The sequence below is a fragment of the Intrasporangium sp. genome, from assembly GCF_036566125.1.
In the GTDB taxonomy this organism is placed as follows: domain Bacteria; phylum Actinomycetota; class Actinomycetes; order Actinomycetales; family Dermatophilaceae; genus Intrasporangium.
In genome coordinates, this window is the sequence record NZ_DATCWX010000260.1 from 1 (window position 1) to 19198 (window position 19198).

Below are 19198 nucleotides of genomic sequence, written 5' to 3' on the forward strand. Positions count from 1 at the left end.
CGGGATCAGGACACCATGGGCCGGGTCAACTTCACCGACGGCACCTCGGTCGACTACCCGATCCAGTACGGCGACTGGTGCGGGTCCGCAAAGTTCGGCAACGTCATCGCCCTCGAGATGGCGTACCGGCTCAACGGGACCGGGACCGACGGGTGTCACCCGAAGTTCTTCGCAACGGCGCCCCTGACGATCCCGTCCGGCAAGACGGTCACGTCGGTGACCTTGCCCACCCAGACCGGTGACCCAAGTAGCGCAGGGCGGATCCACGTCTTCGCCGTTGCCGACAACGGCGCCGCGCTGGAGCTCGCTGCCCCGGCCGACCAGACGGCCACCGCAGGGACGTCGGCAGATCTCGATCTCGGGGCCCTCTCGGGCGGCATCCCCGCCGGGGACGGGAACGGCTATGCCGCCCGCGTCCAGTGGGGCGACGGCACGGTGACTGAGGACGCCGCGGTGTCGGCGATCGGCGCCGATGGCACCGCGACGATCAGCGGGTCCCACACGTGGGCGAAGTCTGGGACGTACACGGTCCACGTGCTCGCGTCCGACTCCCGCTCCGACGTCATCGCCTCCTTCACGGTGACCGTGACCTGAGACCCGACCACCCACCTGAGGCCGTATGCCCCTGGGCCCGAGCCCAGCGGCATACGGCCTCGTCAAACTCAAGAATGCAACACACCCGCTCAGCGACTGGTGGCCCCGGCTGCAGCCGAGGTGAGGAGTCGATAAGCGGGTGCGTTGCGTCGTGGGCTCGCCGGGGCGCTAGCGTGCCGTTGGGAGCCTTGGCGTCGTCGAAGGAGAACCATGCAGACGAGCACCCACACCGTCAATGCCACCGACGGCACACCGCTCTTTGTCCACCACTGGCTGCCCGACGTACCGCCGAAGGCCGTCGTCCAGATCGCGCACGGAATGGCCGAGCACTCAGCGCGGTACGCACGGTTCGCCGAGCGGCTCACCGAGGCGGGCTACGCCGTCTACGCCGGGGACCACCGCGGGCACGGCCAGACGGCCGGGTCGGCGACACCGGACCACGGCTACTTCGCCGACACAGAGGGCTTCGACACCGTCGTCGCCGACCTCAAGAGCGTGACGGAGCATGCGAGTGCGGAGCAACCGGACCTGCCGGTCTTCCTCTTCGGGCACAGCATGGGGTCGTTCCTGTCTCGTGCCTACGCGATCAAGTGGGGACACGACCTCGCCGGGCTCGTCCTCTCGGGCACTGCCGGCGATCCGGGAGCCCTGGGCCGGATCGGGCGGGCCGTCGCGCTGGCCCAGGCCAGGGTGCGGGGGCGGCGCCATCCCAGTGGACTCATGGACCGGTTGACCTTCGGGCAGTACAACGCGGCGTTCAAGCCGAACCGGACGAAGTTCGACTGGCTGTCGCGGGATCCCGACGAGGTGGACAAATACATCGCGGACATCGAGTGCGGCAACATCTTCACGGCGGGCTTCTACTCCGACCTGCTCGGTGGGCTGGCGCGGGTCAACGCCGACGGAGAGGTGTCGCGGGTGCCGAAGGACCTGCCCATCCTCCTCGTGTCCGGCGAGCTGGACCCGGTCGGCGAGAAGTCGAAGGGCGTGCGCCGGGTCGAGGAGCAGTACCGGCGGCTCGGGGTCACGGACGTGACGTCGATCTTCTACCCGGGCGCCCGGCACGAGATCCTCAACGAGACCAACCGCGACGAGGTCATGGACGACGTCGTCGAGTGGCTGGACGAACGGCTCGCCGCACGCTCAGCGTGAGCTGGGTACCGCTGCCGGGCTGCTTCGGCCCGTCGGCTAGGTTCGGCGGCCATGGACTGGTGGGACGAGGTCGTCAGGCGGCTCGAACCTGCAACGGGGGATGTGAGTCTGACCGCTGCGGCCGTGTGGACGGTGCTTGCGGGCTCGCTCCTCGTCGTGGCCGTCGAACCGTTGTGGCGGGTGCTCCGGATCGCGGTGACGCTCGTGCATGAGCTGGGCCACGCGGTCGTCGGGATGGCGGTGGGCCGACGGTTCACCGGTTTCGTCCTCAGGGGTGACATGTCGGGCCACGCGGTGACCGTGGGTCGGGCGCGCGGCGTCGGTCGAGTGGTGTCCACGTGGGCGGGCTATCCGGCGCCGGCAGTGGTCGGCGCGGCCATGGCCTGGGTCGCCGGTCTTGGGTGGGCTGCCGCCTTCATCGGCGGCGTCCTCGTCATCCTGGTCATCGCCCTCATCCGAGTCCGCTCGGCCCTCACCCTGCTCGTCATGGTCGTGGCCCTCGCGGCAACCGCGGCCCTGTGGTGGTGGCGCGACGACGTCCTCCAGGCGCAGATACTCGTCGGCACGGGGATCGTCCTCGTGGTCGGCGCGTGGCGACACCTGGCTGCCGTGGCAGCGTCCCCCGACCGATCTAGCGACCCCGGAGTCCTCTCGTCGCTCACCCATGTGCCGCGGATCATCTGGAACCTCAGCTTTGCCATCGTGTGCGCCGCAGCCACCTGGCTCGTGGCAATGGAGGTTCTCTCCGCTCTTCGCTGAGCCCGGCACGTTCTAGCTGAGGTCGAACGGTGACCCTGGTGCCTTCAGGACGGTGCCAAGCGCCGTCGCCAGCTCCCGTTCGCGGTGGGCCAGCTCGAGGCCCAACCTCAGCCTCGACTCCGTGTCCGTGCACTCGAGGAGGTGCTGCCGATCCGCGAGATCCAGCGAGACGACGAGCGGCACGGCGTAGGACAGGGCACGGGCTCTGTCGGGTATCTCCTGCTCCTCGTCGCCCGTGATCTCCTGGAACGCCGTGAGCTCCGCTCGCAGCCGATCGGCCAGGGGCTGGATGGCGGCCGCGTCTCCGTCCGGCTCGTCGAGCCAGTGCACCTGAGCAGTCGTATAGGGCGTCCCGGCAAGTCGGTCGATCTCTCCGACGCGGAACCGGTCAGTCCCCTGCACGATGACGAAGAACCGCTGACCGCCCAGGACCGCCACGTGCGTGAGCAGCGCGGCGCAGCCGACGTCGTGCAGCGCCCGGACCGCACCTTCACCCACCTCGTTGCCCTCGCGGATCGCGACGATGCCGAAGACCGGAGGACGCTCTTCCTGTCCATCGATGAGATCGCGCAGCAGCGCCACATACCGGGGCTCGAACACCTGCAGAGGGAGACGTGCACCCGGCAGGAGCACGGTGCCGAGGGGAAAGAGCGGCAGTGAAGCCACCCCTCCAGCGTAGGCCTCGTGTGCGGCCGGCAATCCGCGACCGCGCCACGCGCGGAGCGCGCTTGACTGGGGAGCGAGCCCAGCGGCATACGGACGATGCCGTATGCCGCTCAGCTGGCACCCCGGGTCACGTGGGCACCCAGCCCGGCTGAGTGGAGAGCGGGACGTTCGCCCCTGTTGCGGCCCACGCAGGAGGCGAACGGTGGCATTGGGAGGAGGTGTGAAGATGAAACTGAGACTTCGAGACTTGGTGGCAACTCTCCTCGTCGTCGCAATTGCGGTGCCGTACATCGGCTACCTCATCAACGGCGAGATGCCGTTCGTGGAGGACGCACGTGGCATGTCGGCAATCGGCCTGGTCCTCGGTGTCGCCGCGTACCTGATCTTCCGGAGCGGCAACGCCCACGACGAAGTTGGCCTGTTGGAGAACATCCTGGCGCTCGTGGCGCTGGCCCTGGGCGTTGTTGCCCTTGTGTTCGCCGAGGCGGCGTCCGCAGAGGTCCTGCTGGCGGTCTTCATGGGCTCGATCGCCGTCGTCCTGGTGCTGGAGCTGATCGATCACGCTGGGCTGCTGCCTGCGCATCGGACCAGCCCTGCATAACGGCGCCGATCGCCTCACCGGCCGGATGTGGCGAACAGGCTCACGATCCTGCGTTCCCGCGGATCGTGAGCCTGCCCAACCACACTGGCGACCTGGTGGGAACTGGCTCGGCATGGAGGGAGCCGAGGGTGGCCGCCGGTCGTGGTTGGCACCGTCCGCAGCGTGATCACAGCTGGTCGTGGACCATCACGTTGGGGAGGATCCGGTCCCACGACCAGTTTGCTGCCCCTGGAGCGGTGTCCGGCTCAACTATCCCCGATGAATCGGGCGCTGTCCCGCTTTTAGTTGCCGGCGTCGGGTCTCGGAGCTCTGGCCGCAACGACGAAACTCCCGACCAGATTTCTCTGGCCGGGAGTTTCGAGACTTCACAGCTGGCAGCTCCGAGAACTGCCCACCTGTGCGCGAGGGGGGATTTGAACCCCCACGCCCATAAGGACACTGCCACCTGAAGACAGCGCGTCTGCCGTTCCGCCACTCGCGCGTGACAAGCAGACAGTGTGCTGCATGACCGCGTGGAACGCCAAACCGCGTCCGCGCGGCAGCGTTACGACACCTACTGTGCGGCTTCGGGCGAAGGGGCGTGGGCGGGAGCCCCGGCGCGCATCGCCATTTCGGCCACCGGAGACGGGCTCCATTCGGCGTCGGACATCGTCAGGGCTCGCAAGCCGAGGAGTCCGAAGACCACGGCGATGGCGATCAGCGCGGTGAAGGGGATCACCGGTGGGAGGTCCTCCGGGAGCGCGGCGTGGGCCAGCACGACGGCGGTGATGACAGTGGGGGCCCACCAGCCGATCAGACCGGCCCTCATGGCTGCCCAGGCCAGCAGAGTGAGGCCGACGCCGAAGCTGAGCAACAGCACGCTCGCGACAACGCCGATTGGGACGTCAGCGTTGAGGCGCTCCTCGAAGCCCGCCATCTCGACGGGATCACCTCCGGCCAACGAGCGCATCACGAGGTAGACGGTGGCGAGCGCGGTGTGGCCCAGGGCGCCGAGCAGGGTGAAGAACCCCCCGAGCCGCGCCAGTACCGCACCGCGGGCGTTGGCTTGATGGATGATCCCGGTGATTGCCGGGACGGTGAGGATGGCGGACCCCAGCAGGGTCAACGCGGACACCGTGAGCAGACCGGGGTGAGCCACGGCTGCGTCATGGAAACTGACCCCGCTGGTCGGGTCGACTCGGTCCTCGATGGGCAGGAGCGCGCTGAAGCCGATCAGCCCGATCCCGGCTGCAAGGCGACTGCTCCGCCGCGGGTCGGAGAGTATGGACATGATGTCCTCCTGATGGGTTCGACCGGCCCGGTGCCGATCACTCGACAACACGGTCGCGCCGGGACACCGACGAGGTCGTCAGCCCGGCAGCGAGACCTGAGTCATCCTCCGGGGTGACGTAGAAGGGCCCAGTTGTCGCTCGCTTGGGTGACCACATGGTGGGAGCGGCGGCTCTACCGTTGGACGGTGACCCGTTTCGGCACATCCAGGCGCTGGCTGGATCCACTGCTGGCGGCGTTGCTGACCGTCCTCGGTCAGGCGGAGGTGTGGTCGGGTGCGGTGATCGGCGGGCCGCGATCCGCAGTTGCCGCGCTGATCGCAGCGAGCACGGTGGCCGTGGCGTTCCGGCGGCGGGCGCCGCTGACGGTGGTCGTCGTGTGCTTCGGCTCCCTCGCAGCTCAGTCGCTGATTGGTGTCGACGCCAACTCGGCGTTCGCCCCGTTCATCGCGGCGTTCTTCGCGATTGGGTCCGCGGCCTACTATGCCCGGCGCCCGGTGCTGGCCCTCATCGTCGCCATCTGCTTGATCTGGCCGGCCATCCTGGTCGACAAGGGCCTGTCACCCAGCGACCTGCTCTATGCGGCCGTGTTGATCGGGCTCGCGTGGTCAGTCGGCTGGGCCTTCGCGGTGGGTCGGCTGCGGGCGCAGCTCGCCGAGCACCAAGCGAACGCCGCAGCGGCCCAGGAACGAGTTCAGATCGCGCGGGAGCTGCACGACGTCATCGCGCACAGCATCAGCGTGATGACGCTGCATGCCGGCGGTGTGCGGCGGCTGCTCCAGCCGGGACAGCAGGAGGAACGCGCTGCCCTCGAGATCGTCGAGCAGACCGGCCAGCATGCGCTGGCCGAGCTGCAGCGGGTGCTGGGCGCGCTCCGCACTCCCGCCGACCGGCCACTCGAGGTCCAGCCGGGGCTGCAGCGCGTCGACGAACTGCTCGAATCGGCCCGCGCGACCGGCATGGCAACCCAGCTGGAGGTCGAAGGCGAACCACACCCACTACCCGCAGGCATCGATCTGTCGATGTACCGGATCACGCAGGAGGCGCTGACCAACGTCCTCAAGCACGCGAGGGCCACGCAGGTCGAGGTGAGGATCCGCTACGGCGATGGGGCCGTGCGGGTCCTCGTCACCGACGACGGCGTCCCTCCCTCGCCGACCGAGCGCCATCTCGGACATGGGCTCCTGGGGATGCGGGAACGGACTGCGCTGTATGGCGGAACCCTGGAAGCCGGCCCCCTGCCGGGACGCGGATTCCAGGTCGCCGCGATGATCCCGGTGCCGGAGGTGACCCGGTGACGGTCCGGGTGCTGCTGGCCGACGATCAGCAGCTCGTCCGGGCCGGTTTCCGGTTGATCCTCGCCGCAGAGCCGGACATTGCGGTGGTTGCCGAGGCCTCGGACGGGATCGAAGCCGTCAACGCCGCCCGTCGAGTGCGTCCGGATGTGATCCTCATGGACATCCGGATGCCGAGGCTTGACGGCATCGCAGCCACGAGTGAGCTGACCGCCGACAAGACGCTCACGACGAGAGTCGTGGTGCTGACCACGTTCGATGTCGACTCGTATGTCTACGACGCGCTCCGAGCGGGAGCCAGCGGCTTCCTCCTCAAGTCCGCGGCGCCCGAGGAGCTCGTCCGTGCGATCCGGGTCGTTGCCTCCGGCGAGGCGCTGCTCGATCCGGCGGTCACTCGCCGGGTCATCGAGGCGTTCTCCCGCACTCGGGCCGCGCCCCATCCCTCACCCGAGTTCGCGACCCTGACCGATCGGGAGCGCGAGGTGTTCACGCTGCTCGCACGTGGTCTCTCGAACGCCGAACTAGCCGCACAGCTGTTTGTCAGCGAGGCCACCGTCAAGACGCATGTGGCGCGTCTGCTGACCAAGCTCGGGCTGCGTGACCGAGTCCAAGCCGTCGTCTATGCCCACGAGCGAGGAATCATCGCGTCTCACGAGACGTGACCGAGCCGGGTCAGAGACCGTCGACGACGACCGCCGCCATCTCCATGCAGGCGTCGTGCGTCTTCCTGCTGATCTTGAGCGGGTCGAGGTGCAGGCCGGGCGTGAGGGCCGGGTCGAAGGGAATGTCGACGACGGAACGCACCCATTGCTCGAAGTGCTCACGCGTGTGGACACCGGCACCGACATCGTTGCCCTTGGCGGTGGTGTGCGAGATGACGCAGACGGCGTTCTTGACGAGGTCGCCGCGACCCATGGCGACGAGCGCGTCGAGGTTCTTGGCCGCGACGACGGACGTGTCGTCCTTGAGCGACGTGGCGAAGACGAGCAGGTCGGCGTGGGACGCGGCCGCCAGCCAGTTCGGAGACAACCGGTTGTTGCCGGTGTCGACGACGATCATGCGGTAGAACCGCGACAGCTGCGTGTGCAGGTCCTCGAACTCCTGCTCGCCGATGACCCGCATCGCCTCGTCGTCGTCCGCCGACGCGAGCACGTCGAAGGACAGCCCGCGCTGCTCGCGCACCCAGTGCTCGAGCTCGGAGGTGCCGGCGTTGGGGTCGGCTGCGATCTGGGGCAGCGCGCCGAGGAGGTCGATGACCGTGCGGTGGTGGCTCTGCGACGGCGCTCGCATGCCGAGCGTGCCCTCGGTCTCGTTGTTGTCCCACGCCAGGACCGACCCCGAGCGGTACCGCCCGAGGTAGCTCGCCAGCATGAGCGTGACGAGGGTCTTGCCGCCACCGCCCTTGGTGTTGATGACCATGATCGTCTTGCGACCCGACAGCGGCCTCGCGATGCGGTCGATGCGGTCCCGCTCGAGGAGCTCCTTGAGCCCCGGCCCCAGCCCGAACGCGCGCCGCAGCCCGGAGTTGGCCTTGAGCTTCTGCCGCTCGCCCTTGGACCGGACCGTGATGAGGTCGTCGGCGCTCGGCCGCTCGGAGCCGGCGTGCGCAACAGGAGTGCCGTATGCCGCTGAGCTGGGATCCAGCCCACGCTCGGCTGCCGCTGCGGCCACGTCAGGGTCGATCGACGGCCTCGCCGCGTACGCGCGCTCGGCGGCAGAGTGGTCACCCGAGTAGTGCGCGCCGTTGGTTCGGTCCGAACCGGCAGGGACCCAGCCGGAGTACTCCTCCGTCGACCGGGCCTCGGTCTCGGCGTTGTGCTGCAGATCGGACCAGTGGCCCGTGTCGGGGTCGAAGCCCAACGCGCCTGACGGCTCCCAGGACTCCCAACCGTTCGCGGTCTCGACGCCCCCGCTCCCGCTCGCCGGCTCGCCGCCGTGGTCGTAGGAGTCGCCCCAGTCGGAGGCGGAGGTGGTGCCACCGCCTGCGTAGTTGGCTAGCTCCTCGGAGGAGTACAGGCTCTCGCTCGAGTTCGAGTCGGGCAACTGCCAGGACGTGTCGTCCCAGGTCGATGACCAGGGGTCTGCTGTCTCGTCGGTCTCGGCCTCGGGCTCGGGGTCGATGGAGTTGGTTGCCGTGGGGAGTGGCAGGGAGAACCCACCGGGAATGGTGTTGTTTGCGGAGTAGCCGGGGATCCCCTGATCCTCGACCTTGCCGCCGTCTTCGTTGCTCATCGAGCACTCCTCGCTGGCCTAGCACATGCACGTACCCGTGCAGGCACGCGCGTCGATAGTCCCATGCTTCCGCGCCACGGCAAACCCAATCGTTACCAGACGAACACCGGATTGCGACCTCCCACCACCTGTACTGGAAGGCTGCGTGCCGTCTCTGGATGGGGCGTCGTCCGTGCTTGCCGGTTACGATGAGACGCCCGGAGCGCAGGCGGGAAGAGAAGGAGACGGCGTGGGAATCATCAACCGGGTGGAGCACGGGCTCGCCAAGGCTGTCCACGGCGCCTTCGCCAGGGCCTTCAAGTCCGAGGTCCAGCCCGTGGAGATCGCCTCGGCCATCCGACGGGCCATGGACGACCGGGCCGCCCTGCTCGGTCATGGGCGAGCCATGGTGCCCAATCTGTACACGATCGAGCTCAGCTCGACCGACTTCGAGCGGCTCGGCGACTACGAGGACGAGCTCTCCGACGACCTCGTCGCAGCCGCCCAGGAGCACGCCGACTCCCAGGGCTACCAGCCCGGCGGCCCGCTCGAGGTCGTCCTCATCGAGGGTGAAGGCCTGGAGACCGGCGTCTTCCGGGTCCGGCCGGCGACGGCCAAGAGGGCGGGCTCTGACGCGCCACCGCAACACGCCGCATACCGGCACCAGACACCCGACGGCACCGTGGTCGACGAGCAGCCCCCGGCCCGGCCGGGGCGAGTCAACCCCTCAGCCCGGCCGTGGCTCGACATCAACGGTGACCGGTATCCGCTCCTCGGGAGCCTGACGACCCTCGGCAGGGATGAGTCCGCCGACATCGTCGTCGACGACCCGGGAGTCTCCCGCCGGCACAGCGAGATCCGGGTGACGACGGACGGGCCGCACCTCGTCACGTCGATCCGCGACCTGAACTCGACGAACGGGACCTTCGTCAACGGCGAGCGCATCACGAGCCAGCGCCTCGACGACGGTGACCGGCTCACGCTGGGCCGGACCTCAGCAACGTTCCGGGCGGGCCGCCGATGAGGCGCTGCTCGCGATGACTGGAGCCGCATGAGCGAACTGACCCTGACCCTGCTGCGGCTGGGGCTCCTTGCGCTGCTGTGGATCTTCATCTTCAGCGTGGTCGGCGTCCTTCGGACCGACCTGTACGGGACCTCGGTGTCACGCCGATCCCAACGCAAGGCCGTGCGCGAGCAGGAGCGGCAGGAGCGCCGCGCAGTCAAGGAGGCCAGGCGCGCTCCGACCCCGGCCGCCGTGCCGGCACCGGCTCGCGGACGGTTCGGGCGAGGTCATTCCAAGCGGATGCCGCAAGTGCTCGTCGTGACGGAGGGCCCCTTGACGGGCACCTCCCTGCCGCTGCGGGGACAGGCCATCCTCATCGGCCGCAATCCGGAGTGTGCACTGGTGCTCGACGACGACTACGCCTCGGGACGTCATTGCCGCATCTACCCGGACTCTTCCGGGCGCGAGGGTTGGCTCGTCGAGGACCTCGGCTCGACCAACGGCACCTTCATCGGTCGGGAGAAGCTCACGTCGCCGCAGCCGGTCGAGGTCGGCACGACCCTGCGCATCGGCAAGACCGTCCTCGAGTTCCGGGACTGAGCCATGGCCATCGCACTGCGCTATGCCGCGCGCTCCGACCTGGGGCTCGGGCCCAAGTCCCGCAACGAGGACTCCGGATACGCCGGACCGAACCTGCTCGTCCTCGCGGACGGCATGGGCGGTCACGCAGCCGGTGACGTCGCGAGCTCGATGATTGTGGGAGAGCTTGCCCCGCTCGACGACGAGGACGTCCGCGCCGACCAGGCGATCAAACTGCTCGAGCACGCACTGAAATCGGCGAACGCCAAGCTGACCGAGGCCATGCGCGAGAACTCCGATCTCGCCGGGATGGGGTCGACGACGATCGTCATGCTCCGCACGGGCACCAAGCTCGCGATGGCCCACATCGGGGACTCGCGGGCCTTCATGCTCCGAGACCGCACGTTCAACCAGATCACGAAGGACCACTCCTTCGTCCAGCAACTCGTCGACGAGGGCCGCATCTCCAAGGAGGAGGCGGGCAGCCATCCGCAACGCTCGGTGGTGACCAGGGTCATGACCGGCCAGCCCGACGACGAGCCCGACACGTCGCTGCGCGAAGCCCGGGTCGGGGACCGGTTCCTGCTCTGCTCGGACGGTCTGTCCGACTTCGTCGGCGCCGACGTCATCGAGGAGATCCTCGTCGCGGCCGCGACGCCCGAGGAGGCGGCGGACCGGTGCGTCGAGGTCGCGCTCAAGGCGCACACTCGCGACAACGTAACCGTGATCGTCGCCGACGTCGTCGATCCGGATGGCGATGACCTGCCCACCACGGTGCCCCAGGTGGTCGGCGCGGCGGCGCGGAGCCTGCGCGACAAGACCAAGGCGATCCCGACGACGCCGGCCGAGAAGGCGGCGGCCCTGTCCCGCGAGGCGACCGGCCGCAAAGACGATCGGGACAACCGGGCCGAGACCCCGGAGCTCGCCGACGACCCCAGACGCACTCTCCGGTCGAAGCGCCTGCGACGTGGCCTGCTCGGTCTCGTTGTGGCCGTCATCCTCCTCGGCGGCGGATTTGCGGCATGGTCGTGGTCGCAGCAGCAGTTCTTCGTCGGGGCGGACAACGGGCAGGTGGCGATCTTCCGCGGCGTCGCCAGTGACATCGGCCCCGTGGACCTGTCCGGACTCGAGCTGCGAAGTGACGTCTCCGTGGCCGAGCTCCCCGTCGACGTCCAGGGGTCGGTCTCGCGGACCATCCCGGCGACCGATCTCGCCGACGCGCAAGCCAAGGTCGACCGACTTCGTGCGGAAGCGGTGCGCTGTCGCGCTCTCGCAGCCTCCGGGATGCCGTGTGGCAGCACGCCGGTCGCGACGCTCACCACACCGCCCGCCACCCCATCCACCCTCCCGCCCACCACGGCACCCACCACACTGCCCACGACCGCGCCCACCACGGCGCCGACCACCGTTCCAGCGCCGGGGGTGGCGGTCCGATGAGGACCACCGTCGAGCCACTCACCCCACGGACCCGCCGCGGGGTCGAGCTCGTCCTGCTCGTCGTCGCGATCGCCATCGTCCTGCTCGCCTGGGTGACCGTCGACCTCAACCGCAACGGCACCGTGCCCGCCAACATCATCCCGGTGGCCGGTGGCTTCGTCGTCCTCGCCATGATCGTCCACCTGGTGCTGCGGTGGAAGGCGCCCTACGCCGATCCGGTCCTCCTGCCGATCACCACGGCCCTCAACGGGCTGGGGCTCGTCATGATCCACCGCCTCGACCTCGCGGCGGGTCGGCTCGGCGCAGATGGCAGCGCGAACCAGCAGATCATCTGGACGACGATTGCCGTGGCACTCACCGTCGCGGTCATCTGGGCGCTGCCCGACCACCGGTTGCTCCGGCGTTACACCTACGTGTCGCTTGCCGTGGGCTTCATCCTGCTCCTGCTTCCCCTCCTGCCGGGTATCGGCCGGGAGGTCAACGGCTCGAGGATCTGGATCGCCGTCGGACCGTTCAGCTTTCAGCCGGGCGAGTTCGCCAAGATCGCGCTCGCCATCTTCTTCGCCGGCTATCTCGTCCAGACCCGGGACGTCCTCAGCCTGGCCGGCAAGCGGATCCTCGGCTTCACGTTCCCCCGCGGCCGCGACCTCGGCCCCATCCTCGTCGCCTGGGTGCTCGCACTGCTCATCCTCGTCTTCGAGAAGGACCTCGGCTCGGCCCTGCTGTTCTTCGGGGTCTTCGTCGCAATGCTCTACGTCGCGACGGAGCGGGTCTCGTGGATCGCCATCGGGCTGCTCCTCTTCGGTGTCGCCGTCGCGTTCGCGCTGTCGGCGTTCGCGCATTTCCAGAAGCGCGTCGACCTCTGGCTCGAGCCCTTCTCCCAGGAGAATCTCGAGCGCTCGAACCAGCTCGCCAACGGCCTCTGGGGGATGGCGTCGGGTGGTCTGACCGGCACCGGCCTCGGCGCGGGCCGGCCCTGGCTCACGTCGTTCGCCGAGAGCGACTTCATCTTCAGCAGCCTCGCCGAGGAGCTGGGCCTCTTCGGCTCGGTCGCGATCCTGATGCTCTACCTCGTCTTCGTCCAGCGCGGCATCCGCACCGCGCTCGGCGTGCGGGATGGCTTCGGCAAGCTGCTCGCGATCGGCCTGACCTTCTCGGTCGCGTTCCAGCTGTTCATCGTCATCGGGGGCGTCACCCGGGTCATCCCGCTCACCGGCCTCACGACGCCCTTCCTGTCGCTCGGCGGCTCCTCGCTCCTCGCCAACTGGATCATCATGTCCCTGCTCCTGCGCATCTCCGACCAGGCGAGACGGCCCGTGCCGGCGCTCCCCGTCGGGGTCGATGCCGACCCCGTTGCCGCCGAGGCCACCCAGGTGGTGCAGCTGTGAACACTCCGATCCGCCGCCTCTCGGTTCTCATCGCCGCGCTCTTCGGTGCGCTGCTCGTCGCCTCGACCATCATCCAGTTCGCCCAGGCGCAGTCACTCAACGTCATGGCCGCCAACAAGCGCACCCTGCTCGACAACTACTCCCGAGAGCGGGGCTCGATCCTCGTCGGGGGCCAGGCCATCGCCAAGTCGGTGCCGGTCGACGACCAGTTCGCGTGGTTGCGCACCTATCCCGAGGGGCGGCTCTACTCCCAGATCACCGGTTTCTACGGCTACTCCGTCGGCAACCCCTTCGGTCTCGAGAACGCCGCCGACGACCTGCTCTCCGGCAAGGCGGACCAGCTCTTCGTCCGCCGGGTCACCGACCTGCTCACCGGACGCGACACCGTCGGCGCGACGATCGAGCTGACCCTCAACGCCAAGGCACAGAAGGTGGCCTCGGAGGGACTGGGCAAGAACCGTGGCGCAGTCGTCGCGCTCGATCCCCGGACCGGCGCCATCCTCGCCATGGTGAGCCACCCGCAGTACGACCCGAACCCGCTCTCGAGCCACGACCTGGCCAAGTCCGAAGCAGCATGGAAGAAGCTGTCGAACGACAAGGCCAAGCCGTTCATCAACCGGGCCATCACCGGTGACCTCTACCCGCCCGGCTCCGTCTTCAAGGTTGTCACGGCAGCTGCTGCGCTCGAGCAGGGCCTCGTCGCGGACGAGAACTCCGAGGTGCCCGGACCCGCGGAGCTCGACCTGCCGCTGACCGAGACCAACCTGCCCAACGAGGACCGCCGGGCCTGCGGTCCCGGCAACAAGACGACGCTCATCCACGCCCTCGAGATCTCGTGCAACACGGCCTTCGGCTCGCTCGGCCTCGAGCTCGGTGGTGAGCAGCTGCGGGCGCAGGCCGCCAAGTTCGGCTTCGGGGACTCGATCCAGATCCCGATGCGCGTCGCGCCGAGCACGATGCCCGCCGAGATCAACGCTCCTCAGGCGGCCCAGTCGGCCATCGGCCAGTACGAGGTGCGCACGACCCCGCTCCAGATGGCCATGATCGCTGGCGCCATCGCGAACCAGGGCCGCGTCATGACTCCGTATCTGATCCAGTCGATCCGCACGGCAGACCTCGATGTCATCGAGTCCGCGCCCGACCCGGAGGAGCTCTCGCAGGCCGTCTCCGCGCGGACGGCCGACATCCTCAAGAAGATGATGGTCTCCGTCGTCGACAACGGCAGCGGACGCCGCGCCCAGATCCCCGGGGTCGCGGTGGGCGGCAAGACCGGCACGGCCCAGCACGATCTCAAGAAGAACCCGCACGCCTGGTTCATCAGCTTCGCCCCGGCCGACGACCCGCAGGTCGCCGTGGCCGTCGTCGTCGAGGAGAGCGGCGTGACGGGCAACGAGGTGGGTGGCGCACGGGTCGCGGCCCCGATCGCGAAGGACGTCATGGAAGCGGTGATCAACCGATGACTACAGCCACGCTGACCTACCGGGCCGGTCAGGTGCTCGGCGCCCGCTACAGCCTCGTCTCACCCATTGCCTCCGGAGGCATGGGCGAGGTCTGGGCGGCGACCGACGACGTCCTCGGCCGCGACGTGGCCGTCAAGCTGATCCGCGCATCGTCGGATGACGGTTACCGGGACCGGTTCCGCGACGAGGCCCGGCACAGCGCCGCACTCCACCACCCCAACATCGCGGCGGTCTTCGACTACGGGGACAACCACGAGGCCCCGTACCTCGTCATGGAGCTCGTGCCCGGACAGCCGCTCTCTGCGCTCATCGAGACGACCGGCGGCGACGGCCTCGAGCCGGACGTGGTCCGCTCCATCGCGGGTCAGGCGGCCCTGGCCCTCGCCGCGGCGCACGAGTCCGGGGTGGTCCACCGGGACGTCAAGCCGGCCAACATCATCGTCACACCGGACGGCCAGGCGAAGCTCACCGACTTCGGCATCGCCCGCCCCGCGAACGGCAAGGGCCACACCCTGACCGGCGAGGTGCTCGGGACCCCGGAGTACCTCAGCCCGGAGCAGGCCCTGGGAGAGACCGCAACCGAGGCCAGCGACCTCTACGCGCTGGGCGTCATCGCCCATGAGATGCTCACCGGGTCCAAGCCCTTCGACGCCGGCACGCCGGTCGCCACCGCGGTGGCCCAGGTCAGTGAGGAGCCACCTCCGTTGCCGCCCACCGTGCCGGACGACCTGCGGTCCGTCGTGGAGGCGTGCCTGGCGAAGTCCCCCGAGGAGCGCCCCGCCGACGCGCGGGCGCTCGCCGACGCACTTCTTGAACCACTGGGCGGTATGCCGCTGAGCTCGCTCCCGGCCTCCGTCTCCTCCCAGCCGTCCCCCACTCGGGCGCTTCCTGCCGTCCCAGCGCTCGGCCCGGTGACCGACACGGACTCGGCCCCCCACCTGGCTGGGGTGGACCCGGCCCCGAGCATGACGCGCGCGGAGCTGCGGAAGCGAGCCCAGCGGCATACGGCAGAGCGCCGCAGGCCACCACTCGGATGGCTCGCCGTCCCCCTCGTGGCACTGCTCGCGTGGGGCGCCTTCGCACTCGGCTCGCTCGTGGCCAATGAGGAGCCGACGGCGGCCACCCCCCAACCCCGGCTCACCACCCCCGCGCTCGTCGGCACCCCGATGCAGACCCCGGCCCAGGAAGCGGCGTCAGAGGCCACGCCGACCACCGTCGCCACCACGGCGCGTCCCGGTGAGACGAGACCCAATGAAACGCAGGCGGTTGCCGTGACGTCAGCGCCGGAGCCAACGAGGACGGCGACACCGACCGAGACGCGGACTCTCCCCGGCAAGGGGCTCGGCAGGGGGAAGGGCAACAACAAATGATGAAGCAGGGCACGAACGAGAGGCAGAAGCCGTGACGACCACACCCCGCGTCCTGGGGGGACGCTATGAGGTCGGTGAGCTCATCGGCCGCGGCGGCATGGCCGACGTCCACCTGGGGCACGACACCCGGCTCGGGCGACAGGTCGCGATCAAGATGCTGCGATCCGAGCTCGCCCGTGACGCCAACTTCCTCATGCGCTTCCGGCGCGAGGCGCAATCGGCCGCCGGGCTCAACCATCCGGCCATCGTCGCGATCTTCGACTCGGGGGAGGACGACAGCGTCGTCGAAGGGCCGGGAGGGAGTCACACGACCCTGCCCTACATCGTCATGGAGTATGTCGACGGGCTGACCCTCCGCCAGAAGCTGTCTGCGCACCAGCAGCTGGACCCGTCGGAGGCCATCTGGATCACCGAGGGCATCCTCGACGCGCTGGCCTACAGCCACCGGATGGGCATCGTCCACCGCGACATCAAGCCGGCCAACGTCATGATCACCTCGAACGGTCACGTCAAGGTCATGGACTTCGGCATCGCCCGGGCCATCGCGGACACGGCGGCGACGATGACACAGACCCAGTCCGTCGTGGGCACTGCGCAGTACCTCTCGCCCGAGCAGGCCCAGGGCCAGACGGTCGACGCGCGCAGCGACCTCTACTCGACCGGGTGCCTGCTCTTCGAGCTGCTGGCCGGCCGGCCTCCTTTCCAGGGGGACTCACCCGTCGCGATCGCGTACCAGCACGTCGGCGAGACTCCGCAGCCACCGAGTGTCTACAACCCTGCTGTCGGCGGCGACCTCGACGCGGTGACCCTGCACGCGCTGGCGAAGGACCGGGAGGCGCGCTACCAGGACGCCGAGTCCTTCAGCGAGGACCTCGAGAACGTCCGTCTCGGCCGTCCGATCAGCGCTGCCGCCCTCGGGGCCGGGATCGCGGTGGGCGCCGCGGCCACGCAGACCATGCCGGCGCCCTACTCCGCGGCGGGCACGCCGACGGCGGTCCAGCCGGTCATCACCTCGCGCCGGCAGCGCTACGAGAACACTGCCGGGCTCCCAGCGGTCGGCCATGACCTGGACGAGGATGACGAGAAGCGTGGCGGAGCCGGGCGGGCCGTGCTCATCTCCCTCCTCGTGCTGGCCCTGCTCGGTCTCGCCGGGTGGGGCGCGGTGACGCTCTTCAGCAACCAGGACCCGCCCGTGGTGACGACGACCGTGCCCGACCTCCGTGGCATGGACGAGGCCGCTGTCGCGCGCGCTCTCACGACGTACAAGCTCCAGGGCGAGCGCAGTGAGGCGCCCAACGAGCTGGAGGCCGGCAAGGTCTTCGAGCAGAGCCCGGAACCCGGCCTCAAGGTCAACGAGGGGTCGGTCGTGCGCTACACCGTCTCGACCGGTCCCGGGAGCATCGCCATCCCCGACATCCGCAACTTCGACCGGAAGGACGCCGAGCAGGAGCTGAAGCAGGCGGGCTTCACCAACATCGCCTTCGAGGAGCGCGACGACCCGAACACGGGCAAGGACAAGGTCATCGAGACCGACCCCGTGATCGGTAGCTCTGCTTCCAAGGACACGAAGATCACCGTCGTCGTGGCCAGCGGGAAGGTCCAGGTGCCGGAGGGCCAGGTCGGACGGGACTGGTCCCTCGTGTCCAACGAGCTCGCGCGCGCGGGCCTCAACCCGAAGCGCGTGGACGTCGAGTCGAACGAGACTCCCGGGACTGTCATCTCCGTGGAGAAGGAAGGCAAGCGGGTCGACGTCGGCAGCGAGATCAAGGTCGAGGTCGCCACGGCGCCCAAGGTGGAACCGACGACCGAGACCGTCACGCAGACCGTGACCCAGCCGCCGGCGACAACCGAGCCGACAACGACGACGACGACCGAACCGCCGGGTGGCGGGGGCAACGGGAACTGAGCGCGCTCAGACCGCTGCGGTGACGAGGGGGCTGAGGCCGACCGAACGCTCGACGGCTCCCTCGTCACCACACTCCGCGAGGAAGTTCGCGAGCATCCGGTGGCCGCCCTCTGTCAGCACGCTCTCCGGGTGGAACTGGACGCCGTGGAGGGGCAGCTCCCGGTGTCGGACCGCCATGATGATTCCGGTGTCGGTGTGTCCGGTGGCGATGAGCTCGTCGGGCAAGGTCACTGGGTCGATCGTCAGCGAGTGGTAGCGGGTTGCGGTGAAGGGGGTCGGCAGGCCCTGGAGGACCCCGGTGCCGTCATGGTGGACGAGCGAGGTCTTGCCATGGAGCAGTTCCGGCGCACGGTCGACGGTGGCGCCGAAGGCGACACCGAGCGCCTGGTGACCGAGGCAGACGCCGAACATCGGGGTCCGGGTGCGGGCGCACTCCTCGATGATCGCCATGGAGATGCCAGCGTCCTCGGGAGTGCCGGGCCCGGGAGAGACGAGCACACCGTCGTAGGTTGACGCCGCCGACGCCTCGACGGCGTCATTGCGCACCACCCTGCACTCGGCGCCGAGCTGCTCGAGGTAGCCGACGATGGTGTAGACGAAGCTGTCGTAGTTGTCGACGACGAGCACGTGAGGGGCGGCGGTGAGACGAGGCATCGAGGCTCTCTGGTCAGTGCTGGTCAGTGCTGGTCAGCGGATCGGGGTGGCGTGGACGAGGTCGACGGCCCCCGAGTAGGCCGGGAACTCGACCGACGGGTTGGTGTGGACCTGCCAGCCCAGTCCGACCGCCTGGACGTAGTCGAGATACGTCTGGATGGTCGGGTCGGCGTCCAGGCCCTTCAACATCGAGTCCACGGCGCCGATCGCCTGGATCCGGTACGGCGGCGCATAGACCCTGCCCTGGAGGATGAGGGTGTTGCCGACACAGCGGACGGCGCTGGTCGAGATGACCCGCTGGTCCTGGATCATCATCGCCTCCGCCCCGGAGGCCCAGAGGGCGTTGACCACCGCTTGGACGTCCTGCTGGTGGACCACGATGTCGTCGGGCGTATACCGGTCCGGGAGTGAGTCGAGGCTGCGGTTGGAGTCGTCGAGAACGACCTCGACGCCTGGACCCTCGACCTTCGTCGCCGCGGCGGCCGCCGCGACGCGCTCGGACTGGCGGTTGAGGGTCTCTAGCCTGGCGTCCTTCGGCTCGTTGGCGCGGGTGAGCGCCTCCACCTCGTGGAGGAGGACGTCGTACTCCTTCGCCTTCGCCTCGTTGCGGGAGTCGCCCGCCATGATGAGCGACGGCAGGTCCCGGTCCGCCCGAAGGTCTTCGCCCTGCGCCGCCCGGAAGCTCAGCGCGAACATGAGGCCCGCTGCCGCGGTGACGAGTGGGACGACAACTCGCCAGCCGAGCCGCAGTCGCGATGTGGCCGGCCCCGTCTCGGGCGCTGCGACATCGAGGTCCCTCGCCGGGCGCGGACCCTCGGGGTCGCGCTCCGGGTCGACGTCGCTAAGCACTCCGGG

Annotated in this window: 17 protein-coding genes, 1 tRNA gene and 1 pseudogene; 13 read left to right on the plus strand and 6 right to left on the minus strand. The window is 69.2% G+C overall.

Features of this window, described 5'->3' with window-relative positions; all coding sequences use genetic code 11:
* From VIR15_RS15960 to VIR15_RS15970, 3 genes and pseudogenes are all read left to right on the plus strand, one after another.
* Nucleotides 1–594 (plus strand): annotated as a pseudogene (locus VIR15_RS15960) (GH92 family glycosyl hydrolase); the annotation flags it as partial.
* A gap of 210 nt (nt 595–804) precedes the next feature.
* A complete protein-coding gene (locus VIR15_RS15965) occupies nt 805–1746 on the plus strand; it encodes an alpha/beta hydrolase (protein ID WP_331929490.1) in 942 nt (313 codons plus the stop codon).
* Nucleotides 1747–1797: 51 nt separating this feature from the next.
* Nucleotides 1798–2505, plus strand: a complete 708-nt coding sequence (locus VIR15_RS15970; RefSeq protein ID WP_331929492.1) for a M50 family metallopeptidase — start codon at nt 1798–1800, stop codon at nt 2503–2505.
* 12 nt (nt 2506–2517) lie between these two features.
* On the opposite strand, the gene VIR15_RS15975 is transcribed toward VIR15_RS15970, so the two are convergent.
* Complete coding sequence (locus VIR15_RS15975) at nt 2518–3171, minus strand: LON peptidase substrate-binding domain-containing protein (protein WP_331929494.1); 654 nt, start codon at nt 3169–3171, stop codon at nt 2518–2520.
* A 247-nt stretch (nt 3172–3418) separates the two neighbouring features.
* Between VIR15_RS15975 and VIR15_RS15980 the strand changes: the two genes are divergently transcribed.
* Nucleotides 3419–3772, plus strand: coding sequence for a hypothetical protein (locus VIR15_RS15980; RefSeq protein ID WP_331929496.1), 354 nt, complete (start codon nt 3419–3421; stop codon nt 3770–3772).
* A gap of 398 nt (nt 3773–4170) precedes the next feature.
* Here VIR15_RS15980 and VIR15_RS15985 read toward each other — a convergent pair.
* Nucleotides 4171–4253: transfer RNA gene (locus VIR15_RS15985), tRNA-Leu, on the minus strand.
* Between the two features lie 72 nt (nt 4254–4325).
* Nucleotides 4326–5042: a hypothetical protein gene (locus tag VIR15_RS15990; RefSeq protein WP_331929498.1), complete on the minus strand. Its 717-nt coding sequence runs from the start codon at nt 5040–5042 to the stop codon at nt 4326–4328.
* A 186-nt stretch (nt 5043–5228) separates the two neighbouring features.
* Here VIR15_RS15990 and VIR15_RS15995 point away from each other — a divergent pair, with 186 nt between their 5' ends.
* Both VIR15_RS15995 and VIR15_RS16000 read left to right on the plus strand, forming a co-directional pair.
* Nucleotides 5229–6338 (plus strand): sensor histidine kinase, encoded by a 1110-nt coding sequence (locus tag VIR15_RS15995; RefSeq protein WP_331929500.1) that lies wholly within the window; start codon nt 5229–5231, stop codon nt 6336–6338.
* Nucleotides 6335–6997 carry a response regulator gene (locus VIR15_RS16000; RefSeq protein ID WP_331929502.1) on the plus strand — a complete coding sequence of 221 codons (663 nt, stop codon included), beginning with the start codon at nt 6335–6337 and terminating at the stop codon, nt 6995–6997. Before VIR15_RS15995 ends, VIR15_RS16000 begins: the two co-directional genes overlap by 4 nt.
* A gap of 10 nt (nt 6998–7007) precedes the next feature.
* Here VIR15_RS16000 and VIR15_RS16005 read toward each other — a convergent pair whose 3' ends face one another.
* Nucleotides 7008–8567 carry a MinD/ParA family ATP-binding protein gene (locus VIR15_RS16005; protein WP_331929504.1) on the minus strand — a complete coding sequence of 520 codons (1560 nt, stop codon included), beginning with the start codon at nt 8565–8567 and terminating at the stop codon, nt 7008–7010.
* Between the two features lie 229 nt (nt 8568–8796).
* Here VIR15_RS16005 and VIR15_RS16010 point away from each other — a divergent pair, with 229 nt between their 5' ends.
* From VIR15_RS16010 to pknB, 7 genes are read left to right on the plus strand one after another with little or no spacing between them, the layout of a single operon-like run.
* On the plus strand, nt 8797–9570 hold the full coding sequence (locus VIR15_RS16010) for an FHA domain-containing protein (RefSeq protein WP_331929506.1): 774 nt from the start codon (nt 8797–8799) through the stop codon (nt 9568–9570).
* A 27-nt stretch (nt 9571–9597) separates the two neighbouring features.
* Nucleotides 9598–10149, plus strand: a complete 552-nt coding sequence (locus tag VIR15_RS16015) for an FHA domain-containing protein FhaB/FipA (RefSeq protein WP_331929508.1) — start codon at nt 9598–9600, stop codon at nt 10147–10149.
* 3 nt (nt 10150–10152) lie between these two features.
* A complete protein-coding gene (locus tag VIR15_RS16020; protein WP_331929510.1) occupies nt 10153–11565 on the plus strand; it encodes a PP2C family protein-serine/threonine phosphatase in 1413 nt (470 codons plus the stop codon).
* The gene (locus VIR15_RS16025; RefSeq protein WP_331929512.1) at nt 11562–12953 is read left to right on the plus strand and encodes an FtsW/RodA/SpoVE family cell cycle protein; all 1392 of its coding nucleotides are present in this window, start codon (nt 11562–11564) and stop codon (nt 12951–12953) included. The genes VIR15_RS16020 and VIR15_RS16025 overlap by 4 nt, the downstream gene beginning before the upstream one ends.
* A complete protein-coding gene (locus VIR15_RS16030) occupies nt 12950–14413 on the plus strand; it encodes a peptidoglycan D,D-transpeptidase FtsI family protein (protein WP_331929514.1) in 1464 nt (487 codons plus the stop codon). Before VIR15_RS16025 ends, VIR15_RS16030 begins: the two co-directional genes overlap by 4 nt.
* Entirely contained in the window at nt 14410–15783 is a 1374-nt protein-coding gene (locus VIR15_RS16035) for a serine/threonine-protein kinase (RefSeq protein WP_331929516.1), read from the plus strand. The genes VIR15_RS16030 and VIR15_RS16035 overlap by 4 nt, the downstream gene beginning before the upstream one ends.
* A 31-nt stretch (nt 15784–15814) precedes the next feature.
* Complete coding sequence (gene pknB, locus VIR15_RS16040) at nt 15815–17689, plus strand: Stk1 family PASTA domain-containing Ser/Thr kinase (protein ID WP_331929518.1); 1875 nt, start codon at nt 15815–15817, stop codon at nt 17687–17689.
* 6 nt (nt 17690–17695) lie between these two features.
* Here the strand turns inward: pknB and VIR15_RS16045 are convergent, their stop codons facing one another.
* Together VIR15_RS16045 and VIR15_RS16050 are read right to left on the minus strand one after the other, a co-directional pair.
* Complete coding sequence (locus VIR15_RS16045) at nt 17696–18343, minus strand: aminodeoxychorismate/anthranilate synthase component II (protein ID WP_331929520.1); 648 nt, start codon at nt 18341–18343, stop codon at nt 17696–17698.
* Between the two features lie 33 nt (nt 18344–18376).
* The gene (locus VIR15_RS16050) at nt 18377–19192 is read right to left on the minus strand and encodes a DUF881 domain-containing protein (RefSeq protein WP_331929522.1); all 816 of its coding nucleotides are present in this window, start codon (nt 19190–19192) and stop codon (nt 18377–18379) included.
* Nucleotides 19193–19198: the final 6 nt, after the last annotated feature.

What these genes read in the sequence shown, in the direction of transcription:
- VIR15_RS16020 (WP_331929510.1), top strand. Translation starts at nt 10,153, where the DNA reads ATGGCCATCGCACTGCGCTATGCCGCGCGCTCCGACCTGGGGCTCGGG.
- VIR15_RS16045 (WP_331929520.1), bottom strand. Translation starts at nt 18,343, where the DNA reads ATGCCTCGTCTCACCGCCGCCCCTCACGTGCTCGTCGTCGACAACTAC.
- VIR15_RS15965 (WP_331929490.1), top strand. Translation starts at nt 805, where the DNA reads ATGCAGACGAGCACCCACACCGTCAATGCCACCGACGGCACACCGCTC.
- VIR15_RS16015 (WP_331929508.1), top strand. Translation starts at nt 9,598, where the DNA reads ATGAGCGAACTGACCCTGACCCTGCTGCGGCTGGGGCTCCTTGCGCTG.
- VIR15_RS15970 (WP_331929492.1), top strand. Translation starts at nt 1,798, where the DNA reads ATGGACTGGTGGGACGAGGTCGTCAGGCGGCTCGAACCTGCAACGGGG.
- VIR15_RS16035 (WP_331929516.1), top strand. Translation starts at nt 14,410, where the DNA reads ATGACTACAGCCACGCTGACCTACCGGGCCGGTCAGGTGCTCGGCGCC.
- VIR15_RS16025 (WP_331929512.1), top strand. Translation starts at nt 11,562, where the DNA reads ATGAGGACCACCGTCGAGCCACTCACCCCACGGACCCGCCGCGGGGTC.
- VIR15_RS15990 (WP_331929498.1), bottom strand. Translation starts at nt 5,042, where the DNA reads ATGTCCATACTCTCCGACCCGCGGCGGAGCAGTCGCCTTGCAGCCGGG.
- VIR15_RS16005 (WP_331929504.1), bottom strand. Translation starts at nt 8,567, where the DNA reads ATGAGCAACGAAGACGGCGGCAAGGTCGAGGATCAGGGGATCCCCGGC.